22 protein-coding genes are annotated in these 19,178 nt (G+C 46.1%); 18 read left to right on the forward strand and 4 right to left on the reverse strand.

Annotated elements, in window-relative coordinates; all coding sequences use genetic code 11:
• The 10 genes from A9E74_RS06720 (at nt 1) to A9E74_RS06760 (ending at nt 9,049) form a co-directional block, all read left to right on the forward strand.
• Complete coding sequence (locus tag A9E74_RS06720; protein WP_069295873.1) at nt 1-696, forward strand: hypothetical protein; 696 nt, start codon at nt 1-3, stop codon at nt 694-696.
• A complete protein-coding gene (glnT, locus tag A9E74_RS06725; protein WP_069295874.1) occupies nt 693-2,030 on the forward strand; it encodes a type III glutamate--ammonia ligase in 1,338 nt (445 codons plus the stop codon). Before A9E74_RS06720 ends, glnT begins: the two co-directional genes overlap by 4 nt.
• Before the next feature lie 36 nt (nt 2,031-2,066).
• A complete protein-coding gene (locus A9E74_RS06730) occupies nt 2,067-2,972 on the forward strand; it encodes a class II glutamine amidotransferase (protein WP_069295875.1) in 906 nt (301 codons plus the stop codon).
• 24 nt (nt 2,973-2,996) lie between these two features.
• A complete protein-coding gene (locus tag A9E74_RS06735; RefSeq protein ID WP_069295876.1) occupies nt 2,997-3,680 on the forward strand; it encodes a GltB/FmdC/FwdC-like GXGXG domain-containing protein in 684 nt (227 codons plus the stop codon).
• Nucleotides 3,681-3,704: 24 nt separating this feature from the next.
• Nucleotides 3,705-5,036 (forward strand): FMN-binding glutamate synthase family protein, encoded by a 1,332-nt coding sequence (locus A9E74_RS06740; protein WP_069295877.1) that lies wholly within the window; start codon nt 3,705-3,707, stop codon nt 5,034-5,036.
• A 271-nt stretch (nt 5,037-5,307) separates the two neighbouring features.
• Nucleotides 5,308-6,417, forward strand: a complete 1,110-nt coding sequence (locus A9E74_RS06745; RefSeq protein ID WP_069295878.1) for an aminomethyl transferase family protein — start codon at nt 5,308-5,310, stop codon at nt 6,415-6,417.
• 28 nt (nt 6,418-6,445) lie between these two features.
• Nucleotides 6,446-7,048: a dimethylamine monooxygenase subunit DmmA family protein gene (locus A9E74_RS06750; RefSeq protein WP_069295879.1), complete on the forward strand. Its 603-nt coding sequence runs from the start codon at nt 6,446-6,448 to the stop codon at nt 7,046-7,048.
• Entirely contained in the window at nt 7,045-7,437 is a 393-nt protein-coding gene (locus tag A9E74_RS14710) for an FAD-binding oxidoreductase (protein WP_245652088.1), read from the forward strand. The genes A9E74_RS06750 and A9E74_RS14710 overlap by 4 nt, the downstream gene beginning before the upstream one ends.
• Entirely contained in the window at nt 7,386-7,997 is a 612-nt protein-coding gene (locus A9E74_RS14715) for a PDR/VanB family oxidoreductase (protein WP_425412310.1), read from the forward strand. Before A9E74_RS14710 ends, A9E74_RS14715 begins: the two co-directional genes overlap by 52 nt.
• 11 nt (nt 7,998-8,008) lie before the next feature.
• Nucleotides 8,009-9,049: a heme-dependent oxidative N-demethylase family protein gene (locus A9E74_RS06760; RefSeq protein WP_069295880.1), complete on the forward strand. Its 1,041-nt coding sequence runs from the start codon at nt 8,009-8,011 to the stop codon at nt 9,047-9,049.
• Here the strand turns inward: A9E74_RS06760 and A9E74_RS06765 are convergent, their stop codons facing one another.
• On the reverse strand, nt 9,050-10,468 hold the full coding sequence (locus tag A9E74_RS06765) for a PAS domain-containing protein (protein ID WP_069295881.1): 1,419 nt from the start codon (nt 10,466-10,468) through the stop codon (nt 9,050-9,052).
• A gap of 19 nt (nt 10,469-10,487) precedes the next feature.
• On the opposite strand from A9E74_RS06765, the gene A9E74_RS06770 reads away from it, so the two are divergent.
• The 7 genes from A9E74_RS06770 to A9E74_RS06800 all read left to right on the forward strand — a co-directional run bounded on the left by A9E74_RS06770 (nt 10,488) and on the right by A9E74_RS06800 (nt 17,335).
• Nucleotides 10,488-12,068: a histidine kinase gene (locus tag A9E74_RS06770; protein ID WP_084002983.1), complete on the forward strand. Its 1,581-nt coding sequence runs from the start codon at nt 10,488-10,490 to the stop codon at nt 12,066-12,068.
• 4 nt (nt 12,069-12,072) lie between these two features.
• Nucleotides 12,073-12,729 (forward strand): two-component system response regulator NarL, encoded by a 657-nt coding sequence (gene narL / locus A9E74_RS06775; protein ID WP_069295883.1) that lies wholly within the window; start codon nt 12,073-12,075, stop codon nt 12,727-12,729.
• A 255-nt stretch (nt 12,730-12,984) separates the two neighbouring features.
• The gene (locus tag A9E74_RS06780) at nt 12,985-13,323 is read left to right on the forward strand and encodes a P-II family nitrogen regulator (protein ID WP_069295884.1); all 339 of its coding nucleotides are present in this window, start codon (nt 12,985-12,987) and stop codon (nt 13,321-13,323) included.
• Between the two features lie 9 nt (nt 13,324-13,332).
• Nucleotides 13,333-14,586 (forward strand): ammonium transporter, encoded by a 1,254-nt coding sequence (locus tag A9E74_RS06785; RefSeq protein WP_069295885.1) that lies wholly within the window; start codon nt 13,333-13,335, stop codon nt 14,584-14,586.
• 314 nt (nt 14,587-14,900) lie between these two features.
• The gene (locus A9E74_RS06790; RefSeq protein ID WP_069295886.1) at nt 14,901-16,601 is read left to right on the forward strand and encodes a methyl-accepting chemotaxis protein; all 1,701 of its coding nucleotides are present in this window, start codon (nt 14,901-14,903) and stop codon (nt 16,599-16,601) included.
• 150 nt (nt 16,602-16,751) lie between these two features.
• Entirely contained in the window at nt 16,752-16,958 is a 207-nt protein-coding gene (locus tag A9E74_RS06795) for an AbrB/MazE/SpoVT family DNA-binding domain-containing protein (RefSeq protein ID WP_069295934.1), read from the forward strand.
• Nucleotides 16,955-17,335, forward strand: a complete 381-nt coding sequence (locus tag A9E74_RS06800) for a type II toxin-antitoxin system VapC family toxin (protein ID WP_069295887.1) — start codon at nt 16,955-16,957, stop codon at nt 17,333-17,335. The genes A9E74_RS06795 and A9E74_RS06800 overlap by 4 nt, the downstream gene beginning before the upstream one ends.
• Nucleotides 17,336-17,381: 46 nt before the next feature.
• On the opposite strand, the gene A9E74_RS14030 is transcribed toward A9E74_RS06800, so the two are convergent.
• The gene (locus tag A9E74_RS14030) at nt 17,382-17,639 is read right to left on the reverse strand and encodes a type II toxin-antitoxin system YoeB family toxin (RefSeq protein ID WP_084002984.1); all 258 of its coding nucleotides are present in this window, start codon (nt 17,637-17,639) and stop codon (nt 17,382-17,384) included.
• 98 nt (nt 17,640-17,737) lie between these two features.
• Between A9E74_RS14030 and A9E74_RS06805 the strand changes: the two genes are divergently transcribed.
• Complete coding sequence (locus A9E74_RS06805; protein WP_069295888.1) at nt 17,738-18,343, forward strand: 3-keto-disaccharide hydrolase; 606 nt, start codon at nt 17,738-17,740, stop codon at nt 18,341-18,343.
• Between the two features lie 39 nt (nt 18,344-18,382).
• On the opposite strand, the gene A9E74_RS06810 is transcribed toward A9E74_RS06805, so the two are convergent.
• Together A9E74_RS06810 and A9E74_RS06815 are read right to left on the reverse strand one after the other, a co-directional pair.
• Complete coding sequence (locus A9E74_RS06810; RefSeq protein ID WP_069295889.1) at nt 18,383-18,856, reverse strand: YaiI/YqxD family protein; 474 nt, start codon at nt 18,854-18,856, stop codon at nt 18,383-18,385.
• Nucleotide 18,857: 1 nt separating this feature from the next.
• A complete protein-coding gene (locus A9E74_RS06815) occupies nt 18,858-19,175 on the reverse strand; it encodes a Na+/H+ antiporter subunit G (RefSeq protein ID WP_069295890.1) in 318 nt (105 codons plus the stop codon).
• Nucleotides 19,176-19,178 lie beyond the last annotated feature (3 nt).

The following is a 19,178-nucleotide window of genomic DNA, read 5'->3' on the forward strand; positions in this document are numbered from 1 at the left end:
ATGAAATCGACCCTATTAAAAAGCCCAATCGCCTTCGCTCAGGCTAGCCAAAACCCGCAAATGGCTGAGGTTAACGGCATGCTGACGGCAGTAAGGTTTGCTGATGAAGCTATTGAATCACAACGTGTTGAAGTCTTGGCTATCTGCGATGTCAGTGCGTTTGAACGAGTCAGCATAAAAGGAAAACAAGCCGCCAGTTACTTGCAACAACAAGGCATTGCTTTGCCAGCCGATGCGAATCAATGGCTTTTCGAAGCAGATCGTCTGGTGATGCGACTGGGTAACAGTGAATTTTTAATTGAAGACCAAACTACCAACGTTAAACCATCGGTCAGTGAGCTCTCATCTGCAGAGGGCGTGCACAAAGTCAGTCGCAACGACGCGGCTTTCATATTGACCGGAAACCATATCCAACCATTATTTGCAGAAATTTGTGAAATCGATCTGGTGGCCGAACTGGCAACAGAAAACCACCTGGTCATGACAGTCATTGCAGGGGTGTCAGCAACGTTGCTGAGCCAAACGCTTAATGGAGAGCGCATCTATCGACTCTGGTGTGATGGAACTTACGGACCTTATCTGTGGAAGACCTTGCTGAGCATTATTGAACAGGCAGGCGGCGGAGCGTGGGATTGCATCACTTTTATCCAAAGATTTAACCGATTGCAGATCTCAACATTAAGGAAAGGCTTATGAAATCGTTAGCAGAAGCAAAACAGTTTCTCGAAACCAATAACATCAAATATGTGCTGGCCCAGTTTGTAGACATTCACGGGGTCGCCAAAACCAAATCTGTGCCGGCCAGTTGTCTGCAAGATGTCGTGGAAAAAGGCGCAGGCTTTGCCGGGTTTGCAGTGTGGGGTTTGGGCATGGAACCACATGGCCCTGACTTTCTGGCTCGTGGTGATTTGAGCACTTTATCGATTGTGCCGTGGCAGCCGGGTTATGCCCGCATTGTCTGCGATGGTCATGTTAATGGTAAACCACATCCTTACGACAGCCGTGTGGTGTTGAAAAAACAACTGAGCATGCTGGCGGATAACGGCTGGACCTTAAATACCGGTCTGGAACCGGAATTTTCCTTATTTAATCGTGGTCCAGATGGCGCGTTACTACCTGTCGATGAGAGCGATTTGCTGGATAAACCTTGCTACGACTACAAAGGTTTATCCCGTTCAAGAAACTTTCTCGAATCACTGGTCGATTCACTGCAACAGGTGGATTTTGATGTTTATCAAATCGACCATGAAGATGCTAACGGCCAGTTTGAAATCAACTATACCTACAGCGATGCGTTGACCTCGGCTGACCGCTTTACCTTTGTACGCATGGCGGCAGGTGAAATTGCCAACGGTATGGATATGGTTTGTTCGTTTATGCCAAAACCATTCTCCGATCGTACCGGTAATGGCATGCACTTCCATCTGTCGATCACTGACAAAGATGGCAAAAACCTTTTTAACGATGACAGCGATGTCAATGGCATGGGCCTGTCAAAAATGGCTTATCACTTTATCGGTGGCTTGCTGCATCACGCGGATTCTTTATGTGCCTTTGCTGCGCCGATTGTGAATTCCTACAAACGTCTGGTAGTTGGCGGAGCCGCTTCCGGTGCGACTTGGGCACCAGCTTATATCTGTTACGGCGATAACAACCGTTCGGCGATGGTGCGTATTCCGTATGGCCGTCTTGAATTCCGCTTACCGGATTCCAGCTGTAATCCATATTTAGTGCATGCCGCATTGATTGCTGCCGGTATGGACGGTGTTGAACGCGAATTGGATCCAGGCGCGCCACACAACATCAATTTATACGATTTAAGTGAAGCTGAATTGAAAGAAAAAGGCATCGGGGTGTTACCACAAAACCTCAACGAAGCATTGGATGCTTTGGCCGCCAACAGTGTGCTCAGAGAAAAAATGGGCTCAGAAATCGTCGATGAATTTATCAAAGTAAAACGCATGGAGTGGATTGAATATTCACGTCATGTATCCGATTGGGAACGCAAACGCTACGCCGAGTTTTTCTAATCGGTTTATCAAGCAGTTATTGAAGAGGTATTAATTATGTGTGGAATAGTCGGCCTATATTTAAAAAACGAGTCGCTGGAAAGCCAACTGGGACAATTGTTTGTTCCCATGCTGATCGCGATGACTGAGCGCGGTCCTGATAGTGCTGGTTTTGCGATTTATGGTGATGAAGTAGCGGATGACTCTGTCAAATTAACGCTGCGTCATGAAGATGAAAATTATGATTGGGCTGGGCTGGCTAAACGTCTGGAAACCGCATTTTCGACCAAAGTCGACTGGTTTCAAAACAGCAAAGTCGCCGTATTGAAGCTGATGGCTGATGCCGACGATGCCATCGCCTATTTGCATGAGAATGCTCATGACGTCATGGTGATGAGTGCCGGTAAATCCATTGAGATTTTGAAAGAAGTCGGTCTGCCAGAAAACATCGTTGAGATGTTCAAACTGGGTCAGATGAAAGGCAGTCACATTATCGGCCATACCCGTATGGCAACAGAATCTGCTGTCACGATGGCCGGTAGCCATCCGTTCTCAACCGGCATGGATTTGTGTCTGGTACATAACGGTTCGTTATCCAACCACAACCGTCTGCGTGCTGAATTAAAACGCGAAGGCATTCACTTTGATACGGACAATGACACTGAAGTCGCAGCGGGCTATATGACCTATCGCCTGCAACAGGGTGACAGTCTGAATCAGGCTTTGGAGCATGCACTGCAGGATCTGGATGGTTTTTACACCTTCACCATCGGCACAAAAAATGGCTTTGCCGTGGTGCGTGATCCGATTGCCTGCAAACCAGCGGTGATTGCTGAAACCGATGACTACGTTGCCATGGCATCTGAATATCAAGCGCTGACCACTTTACCTGGTATTGAGAATGCCAAGGTATGGGAACCTGAACCCGCGACGATTTACGTCTGGGAACGTGGTGATAAGTGATCGGCGAACAGTAAGGGGAACACAATGAGAACAGTAGATTTAGCAACACAAACGGTGCGTGACTTAAACCAGGCGTTACACGATCAAGCTAAACAGTGCACCGAAACTGAATGGGAAGTGCTTAATCCCAAAGGACAGCACAACCTGGCCGTAGGACTTGATCAGAAGCTCAAAGTCGATATTAAGGGCCATGCCGGTTATTACTGCGGTGGCATGAATAAAGAAGCCGATATCGTGGTTCACGGCAGTGCCGGCCAAGGTGTGGCAGAGAACATGATGTCAGGCAGTGTTCGTGTAAAAGGAAATGCCTCCTCTTCTGCCGGGGCTACCTCAATTGGTGGGCTGTTGGTCATCGAAGGCGATGCTGGTTCACGTTGTGGCATTTCCATGAAAGGTTCGGACATTGTCGTGACCGGTAATGTTGGTCATATGAGCTGCTTTATGGGACAGGCTGGAACCCTCGTGGTTTGTGGGGATGCCGGTGATGCCTTGGGCGATTCGCTTTATGAAGTCCACATCTATGTTAAAGGCGAAGTGAAATCGTTGGGTGCAGATTGTATTGCCAAAGAAATGCGCGATGAGCATATCGAGGAACTGAGCGAAGTGCTGAAGCGTGCCGGGGTGGATGAAGACCCTCATGCTTTTAAACGTTATGGCTCTGCACGCCAGTTATACAACTTTAAAGTCGATAACGCTTCGGCGTATTAAAGCTGATTTTACGAGGAATTTATTATGAGTGAAAAAACGAAATACATTACCGAACTCCGTGAGTCAGCAACCTTTGATCGCTCGACTATGGCCGAGATTCGCCGGGCAGCCGATACCGGTATCTACGACATTCGTGGCTGGGGTGCCAAACGCAAGTTACCGCATTTCGATGATTTGTTATTTCTGGGTGCAAGTATGTCGCGTTACCCGTTGGAAGGTTATCGTGAAAAATGTAATACCCAGGTCACATTAGGTACCCGTTTTGCCAAAAAACCGATCGTGATTGAAACCCCGGTCACCATTGCCGGTATGAGCTTTGGCGCTTTATCGGCCAATGCTAAAGAAGCTTTGGGCCGTGGTGCGTCTGCTGTTGGTACATCTACTACAACCGGTGACGGTGGTATGACGCCGGAAGAACGTGGTCAATCTACCAAACTGGTTTATCAATACTTGCCATCACGCTACGGTATGAATCCGGATGATTTACGCAAAGCCGACGCCATTGAGGTTGTATTGGGGCAGGGTGCCAAGCCGGGCGGTGGTGGTATGTTGTTGGGGCAGAAGATCACCGAACGTGTTGCCAAAATGCGTACTTTGCCGATGGGTGTCGATCAACGCAGTGCCTGTCGTCATCCAGACTGGACCGGTCCGGATGATTTAGCTATCAAAATCTTGGAACTACGTGAAATCACTGACTGGCAAGTGCCTATCTATATCAAGGTCGGTGCGACACGCACTTATTATGATGTGAAGCTGGCGGTGAAAGCCGGCGCCGATGTCATTGTTGTTGATGGTATGCAGGGCGGAACCGCGGCAACACAGGAAGTGTTTATCGAACATGTCGGTATTCCGACCATGGCGGCGATTCCTCAAGCGGTTCAGGCATTGCAGGAAATGGGCATGCACCGCAAAGTGCAGTTGATTGTTTCCGGTGGTATTCGTAACGGTGCTGATGTCGCCAAGTGCATGGCATTAGGTGCGGATGCAGTGGCAATCGGTACAGCGGCATTGATCGCGTTGGGATGTAACGATCCTAAATACGATGAAGAGTTTAAAGCGATTGGTTCAGCGGCCGGTTTTTATGATGATTATCATGAAGGCAAAGATCCGGCTGGTATTTCCACCCAGGATCCTGAGCTCAGTAAACGTCTGGATCCGGTTGAAGGTGGCCGTCGTCTGGCCAACTATCTGCGAGTGCTGACCATGGAAGCGCAAACCCTGGCACGTGCCTGCGGTAAAAACGATATGCGTCATTTGGAACCGGAAGATTTGGTTGCACTGACGGTTGAATCCGCTGCCATGGCAAGGGTTCCATTAGCCGGTACCAACTGGATCCCTGGCGCCAATAATTATTAGCAACGGATTACTTTACCGTTAGACCGAAAAGGGCAGATGCTGCCTTTGATTAGTCAGACCTGAAGAGTTTTTACCCCCCTCTGTTCAGGTTTGGTGAATTAAAGGTTGTCTCTGCCCCCTTTTTTTTGTATCTCATCAACACTGATAACCCCCGCATATAACTCTGCCAAAACAGCTACCCCCTTGGTAGTAATCCCTCTTGAGAATGTTGCCAATACTGACTTTCAGTTAATTTTGTTAACCATCATTAAACAAGCAGGATGAAAGTCAGATGAGCAGAAATTCGATACTCAATGTGCGCCACCGTGAACTGGGTTCAACGCTGGATGGAGATACCTGGAATGACATGCCGATTCCCTGGTCTTATCACACCGATCCCCATGATGAAGTCGTCGCAGTTCGTACCCGGGCTGGCCTCTATGATGTGTCCGGACTGAATATTGTTAATGTCACCGGTCCCGCTGCACTGAAAATTCTGGATCAACTGGTCACCATTGATGTCACCAAACTTGAACCTGGCAGTGCTCGCCTGGCTGGTGAAGTAAATGAGGCCGGTGCGCTGGTCGATGACATTATGGTGATTTGCGATGCCAAGGATAAATACCGTTTATCCCATGGCGGCGGCATCACTCAACAAACTCTGGCTAAGCTGGCGGAAGGCGAAGATGTTCTGGTCGAACAGGATATGGATGTGCATATTCTGTCATTGCAAGGCCCAAGAGCAATTGACGTATTGAATCCTGAACTGGATTTTGATTTGGCGGAATTGGCCTATTTCAAACACGTTGAAACTACTTTGTTTGGCCGCAGTGTCACGCTGTCTCGCGGTGGATATTCTGGTGAGCAGGGTTATGAAGTTTATTGTTCATCTGCTGATGCGATTTATTTGTGGGACAGCATTCTGGATAAAGGTCAGCCTTTTGGCGTGATTGCTTGCTCGTGGGACTCATTGGATCTGACCCGTGTTGAAGCAGCATTATTGTTCTTTCCATTTGATATGCCTGAAGGCGATACCACCCCGTGGGAAGTGGGCATGGACTGGTGCGTCGATCTGGATAAACCGGGTGATTACATCGGCAAACAAGCGGTGTTGGCTTTGAAAGGTCGTGAACGGGTCAAACAAGTTGGTCTTTCTTGTGATTATCCCGGTGCTGTGCCGGTGGGCGCCAAAATCCTGATTGATGATAAAGAAGTCGGGGTCATTACCAGCCCGAGTTTCAGCCGTTATCTGATGCAATCCTTATCGTTGGCACATATCAAACCGGCTTATTCGCATATCGGTACTAAAGTGGTGATTGCCGCCGATACACCGATTAACGCCACCATAGTGAAAACGCCATTTTATGATCCCATGCGTTTACGCACGCATCCTGTTAAGTAAACAAACGCATTGATGTGGAGGTTTGAATATGGAAAAAGGCTATTCAATCAAGAGTAAACCCATCTATGGGACGTTAGTCTGGCAAGAGCATGCTATGCATCATGTGGTGATTGCTGAAGGCGAGGGTGGTAAAGCCTTGTTGAAATTGTTTCAACAAAAACTGCCTCGTGAACCGCTTTCAGTGCTGTATCTCGCTGCTGATCCACAGGCTGAAAAATATGCTGTCACCGTGCAAAAAGTGGTTAACGAGCCAATTAGTCTCAGTGATTCTCAAGCCGAATTACTGGAAGCACTGAAAACCACATTAGACAGTTGCTATATGGGGACACAGTTTTATGTGGCCGGTACCGAAGGCTTTATCTGGTCAGTTGCCGGGGTGTTACGCGAAGCAGGTGTTGATGACAAGAATGTGTTCAAGGAGCTTTGCGGCAGTTTGGGCAGACGCCTGTATTGCGTACATTGCAAAACTACCAATGAAGATGTTCATCACAATATTCATGTCTGCACTGGCTGCGGTCGTCACCTGATTGTCAGAGAACATTTTTCTCGGCTGATGGGCGCCTATATGGGCTTTATGATTGACGCGGAAGTACCCGGTGACATTCCAGCAGCAGAGGAAATTTATCCATGAGTCAGTTAAATGTCATCGTCACCGCGGTGGAACCTATCACCGATTTAGTTAAACAGTTTACTTTTGAGTTAGAAGACGGCGGCAAATTACCGTATTTCTCCGGCGGCAGTCATGTTGTCGTTGCGATGAATATTGATGGTCGTGTTCACCGTAATGCCTATTCGCTAATGGGACCAACCAGTGATAATGGTCGTTATACCATTGCAGTGCGTAAACAAGAGAAGTCTCGCGGTGGTTCGGTGTTTATGCACGAACACGTCAAACCCGGTTCACGGCTGCAAATCACCCCACCAACAATTTGTTTTCCATTAACAAATTGGCCAAAAAACATATTCTGGTGGCCGGTGGTATTGGCATTACCCCGTTCATGTCACAAATCAGCGATTTGAATCGTCTCGGTTATGCCTATGAGTTGCACTATGCGTATCGCAGTGCCGATCAGGCAGCATTCCGTGATCAATTGAAAAAGCTCTGTGGCGACAAAGTGCATTTTTATGTCGACGACGAAGGCCAACGAATCAACTTCACCGAGTTATTAATTCAACAACCATTGGGTTCACACGTTTATGTCTGCGGACCAAATGCCATGGTGAATTCCTTGTTATTAATGGCCAAGGAAATGGGCTGGCCGGAAAACGCCTTGCATAGCGAGAAATTCCTGGCCCCGGCAACGGGTGAGCCGTTTATCGTTTCATTAAAACTGTCGGAAACCGAAGTGGTGGTCCCCAGTGAAATGAGCATGCTGGAAGCATTAGAAGAAGCGGGTATTGATGCACCGTATTTATGTCGTGGCGGGGCATGTGGTCGTTGTGAATTAGAGGTAGTGGACTGTGATGGTGAACTGATCCATCAGGACGTCTATTTATCCGATGCTGAAAAAATCAGTGCAAACAAAATCATGCCCTGCGTTTCACGGGCACATTGCTCGCGCATGGTTGTGAATCTTTGAGGAATACCACTATGAATATGGCTTTTAAACAAGAAACTTTACGTGACGATTATACCTTCAGTAATTCACCTGAATCGGTCCGACGTTTTCCATTTCCGTTTGATGAAGACGAATATATGTACAGCGTCAATATCGAGCCGCATGATGCCGGTCCACCAGGAGCCGTGACTGAATATGCCATTGATATTGATGAACATTATCTGACCGAATGCGAAGAACGGCGCATTGTGCTGGAAGATGATCATGGCCGTTATGTCGCACTGCCACATATGATGGATGCGCAGTGGGATATGGTTGAGCTGGTAATGACTAACCTTGCAAAAGACTATCCGGAATCGTTTCAACTGACACAGGATGGTGACAACTGGCATTGGGTGAACAAACCGTTGGGTATTGATCAACAATTTGTGTTTGGTGATACCTCAACGTTGCCGATGGAGCCGTTTGAATTTATCAGCCGTCAGGTACAGGGCGACTGGGTGATTATGGATCAACGCGATGATGATCTGTTTGCTGATTTAGGTATTGTTACTGGACAGGCTGACTGGTCGGTGGCATTTGATGCCGGAATGTCGTTCAAGGAATGGCATGCACCGGTTCCGCATGCACCTGAAATGGGGATTTTTGATCGGGCACTGAAATATCTTTTGCATCTGCAATATGGCAGCCCTGTCAGACGCACTAACTGGCGGATGTGTGTTAATCCACGATTAGATACATCTTCTGAAAAATGGCATTTATGGGGACCGGATAATGTCTCGGTCACCGCTGAAAATGTCGCAGAGAAAGTCTATTTACGGGTGGAATTACAAGCTTTATTCAGACTGCCACGCAGTAATGCTATTGCCTTTAGCATCCGCACTTATATGGTCAGTCTGGAAGATTTGGCAATGTATCCGCGGTGGATTAAACGACTGTATCGTGTATTGAACAGTTTGCATCCGGATCTGGCGGAATACAAAGGCCTGAACAGTTATTTGCCGTATGTTCTGGAATGGTTGAAACCGCAAGACGATGGTGAAGTTTTGCCTAAAGGCACTCAACCGGAGTAGTTAACTCGCGGTATTGAGTGATTCAATATGCTGCAAACCTTGCTGTAATTGTTCAACACTGCTGGCCTGGATTTCGGTGACCACACCTTCCAGCGCCAGCAGTTCATTGGCATTGGAAAATACACCTTTACCTTGTTCGAAGACCCATTTGATTTTGCCAGAGCGAGTCACCAGCCGATAAATCAGCTGAAACGATTGCTGACGGAATAACTGCCCTTGCACATAATCCCAGGCGCGTTGTTTGTCGTCTGGATGCATCAAGTTCATATAGCCGTGCGGCTGCGAATTAACGACTTCGTAAGGCTGGTATTCAATCAGCTCATGGCAACCACTGCTGACATATTCCAGGCTCCAGAAGCGATCATTTTTACAGCGATACACCATCACCGAAATATTGTTCATGATCATATCGGTCGTGGATCTGGCGTTGGCCCGTAATGCGGCTTCGGTCTGCTTCTGCCGACTGATATCGGTCAGCGTGCCGATAATGCTGCTGTGTTCGCCTCGTAATAAAGAAGTAGTGTTGGCGCGTAAATCTACCCATTGCAACAGGCCGTTTTTGGTGAGCATACGAATATTTAGTTGGGTGCGCTGGCGTTTGCCATCAGCCAAACCATTAAGCCTGGCCTGTGCCAGTGCCTGATCTTCGGGGTGAATAAAATCAATAAGCGGCTTGTTTAACGACTCTTCAACAGTGTAATCAAGTAACTTGAGCCAGAAAGGCGTTAACAGAATGAGTTGCATTTCGGTGTTTAAATGAAAGATGGTTTGTTCAAGTCGTTCAAGCAACAAGTTGGAATGCTGCTGATCGGTGGGTGCATTTACCGAAGCTTGTAAATCACTGGGGGTGATTTGTAATTGCTGAACCAAAGGATAACCGGCAATTTGCAACGAGGTGATTGTGAGTTCGGCCGGCAACGTGCTGCCATCAAAACACAGCAGTCGTATATTACTGACCGGCAATGATTCATTATTTTCGCTGCTGAAAATAGTATCCAAGCGAGCATGGTGTGAAGGATGGATCAGATTATTAAGTGGCATATCGATAATCAGATCCTGCATTTCTGACATGCCGATCAATTGTAAAAATGCCGGATTGGCATATTTAAGCGTAAGGCCATCGACAATGGCAGCCGGGCTAGTCATTGTAGATGGCAGATATGTAGACCACTGATGTGAAATATCGGCTGAAGATGTGGTTTTTCGGCTGATGGCCTTGCCAACAAGTGGTTTAATACTGTTTATTAGCACAGTCAGACTTAATATAAGCGTGACGCTGAATAATATGAGAAATGTTGAATCGATGCTGAAACTGTTTTGCCAGACAATCAATAACCCAAACAGAACACCGAGGCTGCCAAACCACATGAAAAATAATAACAATGGCGTGAAGTTCTGCTCGGGTATTCGATGTTTCATAGTCGTGTCTCAGTAAGCCATGTCGGACAATAACGGATATTTTCAACGTTTGCGCCAGCTTTGGCGTCATAGATCGTTGTATCAACGTTGGATTTTTCTGCTGAGTGGCATGTTACTCAGCTGCTGGTTGATATTGATGTTATCGCTGTTGCAATCAAGCAGTGTAAAAAATCAGTATCAAACAATCGAACAACTTCAACAACAAGCCATTCAGAGTGAGAGTCCAGCGACGTTGCTGGATTCGTCCAGTATGCAAAAACTGCAGGATAATGAGCAGAAAATCAATTGGCTGCTGGCGCTACAGGTCGCGGTGTTTATCGTATTCTTGCTGTTAACGGCGTATCTGATGGCGAATATGAGGCAGCTATTTTTGATTAGACTCGTTGCATTATCACCATCTACAACACCTGATAACGGACACCCCACCATAGATGAAATCACCCGTTTAGAAAATACCATTGAACAACTGCAAAAGCAGCAAAGCGGTTATCAAGCCGAAATGGCTTGGGCACGGCGTACCGGAACACAATTAAAACGGCTGATCACTGCTCAGGCTTTTCTCGCAGAATGGGTGGAGCAGGTACAGCAGGAAATACCCAATGAAGCCAATCAGATCCGTATGCTGTATTCGCTGGAACGGGCATTGGATCTGCAAAATGTGGCATTAATCATGACACAAACTACCGTGGTCAAAACCGAACAGATTTTGTTTTCACATCATGCGCCGGTTGAACTGAGCGAAGAACATCTCGAAACCTTACTGGCAGGCGGCATGTTCAGTGGTGAGTGGCAAAATCAGGAAAAAGAAACTGTGAATGTCACGGCGCTGGGATTTGCCTTGCAACATGACAAGTTGGGCATTCTGCTGGTGGAAATGCCGGTCTCCAGATTACTTGATGCTGCTGAGATCACCTTATTGGAAACCCTAACCGGCTTGCTGGCAATTAGTTATCGTTATCAAAATTATGACTCGGAAGGGCGGCGGCTGGCGATTTTGGAAGAACGTGCCGCGATTGCTCGTGAATTACATGACTCACTGGCGCAATCGCTTTCGTTTATGAAAATTCAGGTTTCACGCTTGCAATCCACCACCGACCTACAGAAACAAACTGCCGTTATTAAAGAACTACGCGAAGGATTGGACAATGCTTACCGTGAATTACGCGAGTTATTGTCGACCTTTCGGGCGCATATGGATTTACGTGGCCTGGGTTATGCAGTGCAAGCGACGATTGATGAATTTACCCAGCGCTCATCCTTGCAGATAAAACTGGATAATCGCCTGGTGAACTGCCGTTTAACGGTCAATGAAGAGTTTCATGTGTTGCATGTGTTGAGAGAAGCGTTATCCAACATCGTGCGCCATGCTGGTGCAGACAATGTCAGCATCTTATTAAGCCTTCGCGACAATGGTGAAATTGAACTGACGCTAGACGATGATGGGGTAGGATTTAAACCCGGCACTGAAACCTATGACCATCATGGACAAACTATTATGAAAGAGCGCGCCCAGAATCTCGGCGGCAAAATTGAAGTGATGAGTCGTCGTTGGGGCGGCACCCGAGTACAACTCTTATTTAAACCCAAACTGGCACAATAAGCTGATGAAAGATAAACAGAGCCTAATCCGCGTTTTACTGATTGATGACCACCCTTTGTTCCGTAAAGGCGTAGGACAGATGATTTCTGATGATCCGGGCTTTGAAGTGGTGGGTGAAGCCGACTCGGGTGAGCAGGGTATTAGTTTGGCGCAGCAGTTATTACCGGATGTGATCCTGCTGGATTTACATATGAAAGGTATGGATGGCTTGGAAACGCTACGCCGACTCAAAGCCACCGATATACAAGCAAGTTGCGTGATGCTGACCGTATCAGATGCAGAAGAAGATTTACTTGAAGCATTACGTGCTGGGGCCGATGGTTATCTGTTGAAAGATATGGAACCAGAGCAGTTGCGTGACAGCCTGATCAAAGCCACCAAAGGCATGACGATAATTCAGGACCGTCTCACCGATATTCTGACGCGTGCAGCATTATTTCCTGAAAGCAAAAACTCAAACGATTCGGCCAATTTAACGGAGCGGGAAAATCAAATACTCGATTGCATCGCCGCTGGAATGAATAACAAGACCATTGCCCGTGAGCTAGGAATCACGGATTCAACGGTCAAAGTGCATATCAAAAACCTGCTTAGAAAACTTAATTTGACTAGCCGTCTCGAGGCAGCAGTCTGGAAGTTTCAGCAAAACAATTCCAAATAAGCTGTTTAGTAAACACTCCTCATTCAACCAAAGTAGTGATGGGTTTCGCTGGTTTAGCGCTTGCCTGTTTTATCATCATTGAACCATTTTGGTGCGCCCGAACCGTAGAGGTGCGGAAATCGGGAATATTTTCCTGTTTTTAGCGGGCCAAAAAATCCCAACCACCTGTTTTTAATAAATTATTCATCTTGGCATAGAAATTTCATTGTTTCGTCGGGGGAAAATTTATTTCATTTAAATCAACAGGAGCGAGTAATGAAAATGATAACGGCGATTGTTCGCCCGCATGCTCTGGAACTGGTTCGAGAAGCCATTCATAACGTGGGTGTATCCGGTCTTACGGTGACCGAAGTAAAAGGCTATGGAAGACAAAAAGGCCATAGCGAAATGTACCGGGGGGCGGAATATACGGTTAATTTTCAACCAAAATTAAAACTTGAATTGGTGGTGAGTGATGAGGATGTGACCAAAGCCATTGACGCCATTACAGCCAGTGCCAAAACCGGAAAAATTGGTGACGGCAAAATTTTCGTTTCACCGCTGGAATCAATCGTTCGCATTAGAACGGGTGAAACCGGCGAAGCTGCTATTTAGGAGTTCACAATGGATACGCTTGTAATAGAAGTGAGTTATGCGCTAGACACATTTTATTTTCTGATGTGTACAGCGCTGGTTATGTTGATGGCAGCTGGTTTTGCCATGTTGGAATCAGGGTTGGTACGCAGTAAGAATACTGTCGAAATCCTTAATAAAAATGTATTGCTCTATGGTATTGCCTGCCTGGTGTATTTCGTTGTTGGTTATAACATTATGTACCCAGCTGACCCTGTTAACTCGTGGATTCCGGGTATTGATTTCTTCCTTGGTGAAGATAACAGCACCGAATCTGTTTTAGCAGGTGGTGAAGGCGCTCCATATTACTCAGCTATGGCTGATTTTATCTTCCAGGCGGTGTTTGCTGCAGCGACTATGTCGATTGTTTCTGGTGCCGTTGCTGAACGTATGCGTCTGTGGCCGTTCCTGATCTTTGCTGTATTTATGGTTGGCTTTATCTATCCGGTAGAAGGTTACTGGAAATGGGGTGGTGGTTTCCTGGATCAACTGGGCTTCCAAGACTTTGCCGGTTCCGTTGTTGTACATATGGCCGGTGCAGCCGCCGCGTTAGCTGCCGTTATCATCATTGGCCCACGTAAAGGCAAATATGGCAAAAACGGTGAAGTTCATGCGATTCCAGGTGCCAATTTACCGATGGCAACATTAGGTATGTTTATCCTTTGGTTTGGCTGGTTCGGTTTCAATGGCGGTTCAGAATTAAAAATCGCCAATATCGAAGAAGCTAACGCCGTTGCAAAAATCTTTGTGAACACCAATATGGCGGCTGCAGCCGGTATGGTCGCGGCTTCATTGCTGGCCAGATTCCTGTTTGGCAAAACTGACTTAACCATGACGATCAGTGGTGCATTAGCTGGTCTAGTGGCGATTACCGCCGAACCATTATTGCCAAGCCCAGGCCTGGCTTTAATTGTCGGTGCAGTCGGTGGTGTGGTGCTGGTGTTCTCGGTCATCTTGCTGGATAAAATGCAGCTTGATGATCCGGTCGGTGCTATCTCGGTCCATGGGTCAGCGGGTATCTGGGGGATCTTTGCCGTACTGTTCAGCAACCCGGATGCAACGATAGCGGGTCAGACAATTGGTACCGTGGTGACCTTTGCGTGGATGTTTATCGCTTCTTATATCGTACTGTCGATTATCAATAAATTCGCCAAGTTACGTGTTAGTGAAGAGGAAGAAATGGAAGGTATGGATATCCACGAATGTGGTATGAATGCTTATCCGGAGTTTACTTCTGATAAATAAAACGAGCAGTGTTAACGCTTGAACAAAAACGCCGGTTTTAAGCCGGCGTTTTTTCGTTTGTTATGTTGACAACGTTCAGTTGTTTTTCGGATGACTAGGTTTTTAAAAACCACTTCAAAAAATTATCAATAAATAAAATTATAAAAGGTCGATGAATGTACAATTTTTTGCTTTTTGATCTTCTGGGCCAACATTAGATGAAGAATGGTGTTTTTTTGAAAAAAGTATCGAAAAAAAATTAAGCTTAATCCGCTTGCAACCGCTACAAACATTAATATTCACTTTCGTTATAAAGCCCTTTTCATGGAGTTTAAATGCAGTTTATTAATAACCTTCCCATCGGCAAGAAAATCTTCAGCATAGTTATCGTACTAGGTCTGATGCAGATTCTTATTGCAGCATTGGCCATCGTTAAAATGAACGATATTTCTGCTGAATTTAATGTGATGTATGAAATGGCCATCCCATTGGAAAGTCGCGTTACACAAACCAGTCAACTGCAACTGAAAAAAACCATAGCCTTACAAGAACTGTTGGCTGATGCCCGATCAGGCGCTTCTCGCAGTGTGATTAAAGGCCATATTGAAGTTATTGAAAATATTACGATTAAAAACGCTCTAGGACTTCAGGAAATTCTGGCGATCCTGGAGGATGCTGAAAATAAAACTTTGCAAGCTGAATTATTATCAGACGTCGCCAGCCTGGAACAAAGTACGGCCAAAATCGTGGAGCAGCAGGAAAATTATCAAAACTATGTTGATAGCGCGATTAAAGTCATTCAACGCGGTGGAAGCATGTCAGGTGGCGGTTACCTCTCGGCAGCTGAGCAACAAACTTTAAAGGAAATTGAGGCAGATTTGTTTCTCACACTTGAGAGCATGCAAGCCACTATCGGCAACATTAGTCAGCGAACGATTGCTGGTGTCCAGCAAGTCCAAGCTGCAAGCTTGTACAGCCTAATCGGTCTGGCTGCTGCTGCACTTATCATTGGTCTGCTGATTTCAAAAGTCATCATCAGCAATATCGTGACGCCGATTAAAGAGGTAATGAACACGCTAAGTGCGATGGCGAAAGATAATGACCTCACCAGACGGATGCATTTTGATAGCACTGATGAAGTCGGTGCAATGGGCAAAACCTTCAACAATTTTGTTGAAAAACTGCAAACTCTGGTCGTTGGAATTGCTTCAGCTTCTGAAGAGCTTTCAACCGCTGCCGAACAAACATCAATTGTTACTAGTGCAACCAACCAGAATGTTGCGAAGCAGCAAAATGAAACCAACCAGGTTGCATCAGCCATCACCGAAATGACAGCAACTGTTCAAGAGGTGGCGATTAATGCTGAAAAAGCCTCCACAGCAGCGATAAATGGTGGCAAGGATTCTGACAAAGGCCGTAAAGTCGTTGAGGAAATTGTAGGTTCAATCAATCAACTGGCTTCAGAAATTAATTCATCAACCACCGTCATCAGAGATTTAAAAGCAGGCAGCGAAAATATCGGCACGGTGCTGGTAGTGATCAAAAACATTGCTGAGCAAACGAATCTACTGGCACTCAATGCGGCTATTGAAGCTGCCCGTGCAGGCGAACAGGGCAGAGGTTTTGCCGTGGTAGCCGATGAAGTCCGTTCACTTGCCCAAAAAACCCAAGATTCAACCAAACAAATTGAAGGCCTGATTTCTTCACTACAACAAGGTTCAGACCATGCGGTCACCTCCATGGAGCAAAATCGAAACAGTATCGAGGGCTTGGTTTCAAAAGCGGTGAATGCCACCGATTCGCTAAATGCAATCAGTCAATCAGTTAATTCAATTACTGATATGAACACCCTGATTGCCAGATCTGCCGAAGAGCAAAGCCATGTCGTTAACGAAATTCATAATAATGTTTTGAATATTCAAAACGTTTCAGAAGACACAGCTTTAGGTGCTGAGCAAGTTGCACAAGCCAGCCATCGTATAGCAGAGCTAAGTGAGGCTCTGGAAAGAATGGTCAGACAATTTAAGGTTTCTTGAGTATTTTCATCACCTTGATGTTCCAAAAAAAGCCGGCTTTAAAATCATGGGCTTCACTCGCCTTTTTTTGGTGAGTAAGCTGCTGTGTGTCTTGATTTCGTTCATCGATAACGGTATCGTAATACCAGTTCCTTATCGATGGGTGGTGTCATGACTGAAGTAACCGTTTCTCCGAAGTATCAGATTGTAATTCCTAAAGAAATTCGTGAATCAATGGGCATTGTGTCGGGGCAGAAAGTCCAGATCATGTCCTATCAGGGCCGAATCGAGGTGATTCCACTCAAGCCCATGAAGGAAATGCAAGGCTTTCTTAAAGGTATTGATACCACTGTTGTCAGGGAAGAAGATCGGATATGAATGTTGTTGATTCATCGGCCTGGTTGTCGTACTTCGCCGGCGACGACAACGCTACAGTGTTTTCCGAGGCAATCGAAAAACTACCAGAGTTACTCGTACCTAGTATTACGATCACAGAAGTTTTTAAGAACGTATTGCGCCAACGTGGTGAAGAAGCAGCTTTGATCGTCACCGCGCACATGAAGCAAGGCAAAGTTATCCCTCTAGATTCTGATTTAGCAATGGATGCCGCAAAATATGGTGTGCTCCATAAGCTGCCTTTGGCTGACAGCATTATCTTCGCCACCGCTCAAAAGCACGCTGCAGTGTTGTGGACCCAGGATAATGATTTTGAGGGATTGGAGAATGTCAGGTACATATCCAAGAAAAGCACATAACAATCACAGGGACTGCGATGTGTTTTCATTGCGGCTTCGCCTTACTTTAAAGCCTTTTGTTCTGAGACGCTAAAGCGAAATTATTACTCGACTGATACCATAATTGAGCTATTAACAGACTTTCATCGGACAATTTGTAAACTAAACGGTGTTCATCGCTAATACACCTCGACCAATATCCCGAAATACTATGTCTATGTCTTAACAGTTCAGGTTTACCACTTAAAAGACAGAACGAAAATAACAATTCGCTGTTAATACTTTGGTAATGCTGACGATTCAGAATGGTTATACATAAGGGCATTTATTTTTGCCTGAAGCTCTTCTAAAAATCATTGTCATAAAACCTTACTTATACAAACCAACGACTAAGATATCGTCCATTTAAAGGAGAAAATCACAATGCAACGACTATCGAAACTCACAGCGGTTTTTGCTGTAGGTCTTTCAGTTGCAACTGCTGGTGTATGGGCCACAGGAAAGGCTGAATCTGGCTGGGTTTCATTGTTTGACGGTAAGACTATTGGTAGTGAATGGAACCAGTTAGGTGAGAGCAACTGGCGGGTAGAGGACGGTGTGATCGTTGCTGACAAACTCACGAGTGAAGATGCCGCACACCTGGTTACCAAAAACAGCTATAAGGATTTCCAGCTATATGTTGAATTTTGGTCAAGTGATGATGCCAATAGCGGGGTTTTTCTTCGTTGCCAAGATCCTTCGGCAATTACGTTACGGTCTTGCTATGAGGTCAATATTTTTGACCAGCGCCCAGACCAGAGCTACGGCACCGGTGGGATTGTGCTTTTCGCCGAAGTAGATCCGATGCCCAAGGCCGGTGGTCAATGGAACACTTTTGAAATTACTGCTAAGGGTCGGGACATCATTGTAGTTCTCAATGACGAGACGGTTTCAGAGCTGAATAACGGCTTATTTACCGAAGGGCCAATTACTTTGCAACACGCCGCAGGTGAGATCAAGTTCCGAAAGGTGGCGATTAAGCCTTTGTAACTTCACGCTGCTGGAAAATAACTTGAGCGAAATTTCAACTTAACGTTTAGCTTTTTGTAGCCACTTATCCAGTTGATTACCAAACGCTTGTCTGTCACGCTGATTAAAAGTGGCGGGGCCGCCCATATGTTCACCGCTGCTACGCATAGTTTCCATAAAGTTACGCATGGTGAGACGAGCGCTGATGGTGTCGGTGGTATAGAGTTCGCCTCTGGGATTCAATGCTAATGCACCTTTTTCAATGGCTTCGGCAGCGAGCGGGATATCTGCCGTAATCACTAAATCACCTTTTTGCAGGCGTTCGACTATTTCATTATCAGCCACATCAAAACCAGATTGCACTTGCTGGAACTTGAGAAATGGTGAGGGTGGCAGTCGTAAACTGTGGTTAGCAATAAAGGTGGTATGTGTTTCGCTCCGAGTGGCAGCACGATAAAGAATTTCTTTTATCACCACCGGACAGGCATCAGCATCGACCCAGATTTGGGGTTTGCGTGGTTCAACTTCGGTCAATTTATTTTTCCAACTGGCGGGTACGATCCACCTGTTTGACTTTAATATGAATCGCGGCTTTGGCCATCAGATGTGCACTAACCGGCGCGGTGATAAACAAGAACAGTGTGACCAGAATTTCATGCAGGCTAACACCATCAGTTTTAAGGCTGAAATGAATAGCGGAGGCGACCAGAATGGCGCCTACACCCAAAGTACTGGCTTTAGTTGGGCCGTGTAAACGCATATAGAAATCGGGTAGTTTAAATAAGCCAATTGAACCGACCAGCGTAAAAAACGCGCCCAGTAAAATCAAAATTGCTAAGGTCCACTCAAGCATAAT

The organism is Methylophaga muralis, from assembly GCF_001720165.1.
In the GTDB taxonomy this organism is placed as follows: domain Bacteria; phylum Pseudomonadota; class Gammaproteobacteria; order Nitrosococcales; family Methylophagaceae; genus Methylophaga; species Methylophaga muralis.

What these genes read in the sequence shown, in the direction of transcription:
- A9E74_RS06720 (WP_069295873.1), top strand. Translation starts at nt 1, where the DNA reads ATGAAATCGACCCTATTAAAAAGCCCAATCGCCTTCGCTCAGGCTAGC.
- glnT (WP_069295874.1), top strand. Translation starts at nt 693, where the DNA reads ATGAAATCGTTAGCAGAAGCAAAACAGTTTCTCGAAACCAATAACATC.
- A9E74_RS06730 (WP_069295875.1), top strand. Translation starts at nt 2,067, where the DNA reads ATGTGTGGAATAGTCGGCCTATATTTAAAAAACGAGTCGCTGGAAAGC.
- A9E74_RS06735 (WP_069295876.1), top strand. Translation starts at nt 2,997, where the DNA reads ATGAGAACAGTAGATTTAGCAACACAAACGGTGCGTGACTTAAACCAG.
- A9E74_RS06740 (WP_069295877.1), top strand. Translation starts at nt 3,705, where the DNA reads ATGAGTGAAAAAACGAAATACATTACCGAACTCCGTGAGTCAGCAACC.
- A9E74_RS06745 (WP_069295878.1), top strand. Translation starts at nt 5,308, where the DNA reads ATGAGCAGAAATTCGATACTCAATGTGCGCCACCGTGAACTGGGTTCA.
- A9E74_RS06750 (WP_069295879.1), top strand. Translation starts at nt 6,446, where the DNA reads ATGGAAAAAGGCTATTCAATCAAGAGTAAACCCATCTATGGGACGTTA.
- A9E74_RS14710 (WP_245652088.1), top strand. Translation starts at nt 7,045, where the DNA reads ATGAGTCAGTTAAATGTCATCGTCACCGCGGTGGAACCTATCACCGAT.
- A9E74_RS06760 (WP_069295880.1), top strand. Translation starts at nt 8,009, where the DNA reads ATGAATATGGCTTTTAAACAAGAAACTTTACGTGACGATTATACCTTC.
- A9E74_RS06765 (WP_069295881.1), bottom strand. Translation starts at nt 10,468, where the DNA reads ATGAAACATCGAATACCCGAGCAGAACTTCACGCCATTGTTATTATTT.
- A9E74_RS06770 (WP_084002983.1), top strand. Translation starts at nt 10,488, where the DNA reads ATGTCGGACAATAACGGATATTTTCAACGTTTGCGCCAGCTTTGGCGT.
- narL (WP_069295883.1), top strand. Translation starts at nt 12,073, where the DNA reads ATGAAAGATAAACAGAGCCTAATCCGCGTTTTACTGATTGATGACCAC.
- A9E74_RS06780 (WP_069295884.1), top strand. Translation starts at nt 12,985, where the DNA reads ATGAAAATGATAACGGCGATTGTTCGCCCGCATGCTCTGGAACTGGTT.
- A9E74_RS06785 (WP_069295885.1), top strand. Translation starts at nt 13,333, where the DNA reads ATGGATACGCTTGTAATAGAAGTGAGTTATGCGCTAGACACATTTTAT.
- A9E74_RS06790 (WP_069295886.1), top strand. Translation starts at nt 14,901, where the DNA reads ATGCAGTTTATTAATAACCTTCCCATCGGCAAGAAAATCTTCAGCATA.
- A9E74_RS06795 (WP_069295934.1), top strand. Translation starts at nt 16,752, where the DNA reads ATGACTGAAGTAACCGTTTCTCCGAAGTATCAGATTGTAATTCCTAAA.
- A9E74_RS06800 (WP_069295887.1), top strand. Translation starts at nt 16,955, where the DNA reads ATGAATGTTGTTGATTCATCGGCCTGGTTGTCGTACTTCGCCGGCGAC.
- A9E74_RS14030 (WP_084002984.1), bottom strand. Translation starts at nt 17,639, where the DNA reads ATGCCCTTATGTATAACCATTCTGAATCGTCAGCATTACCAAAGTATT.
- A9E74_RS06805 (WP_069295888.1), top strand. Translation starts at nt 17,738, where the DNA reads ATGCAACGACTATCGAAACTCACAGCGGTTTTTGCTGTAGGTCTTTCA.
- A9E74_RS06815 (WP_069295890.1), bottom strand. Translation starts at nt 19,175, where the DNA reads ATGCTTGAGTGGACCTTAGCAATTTTGATTTTACTGGGCGCGTTTTTT.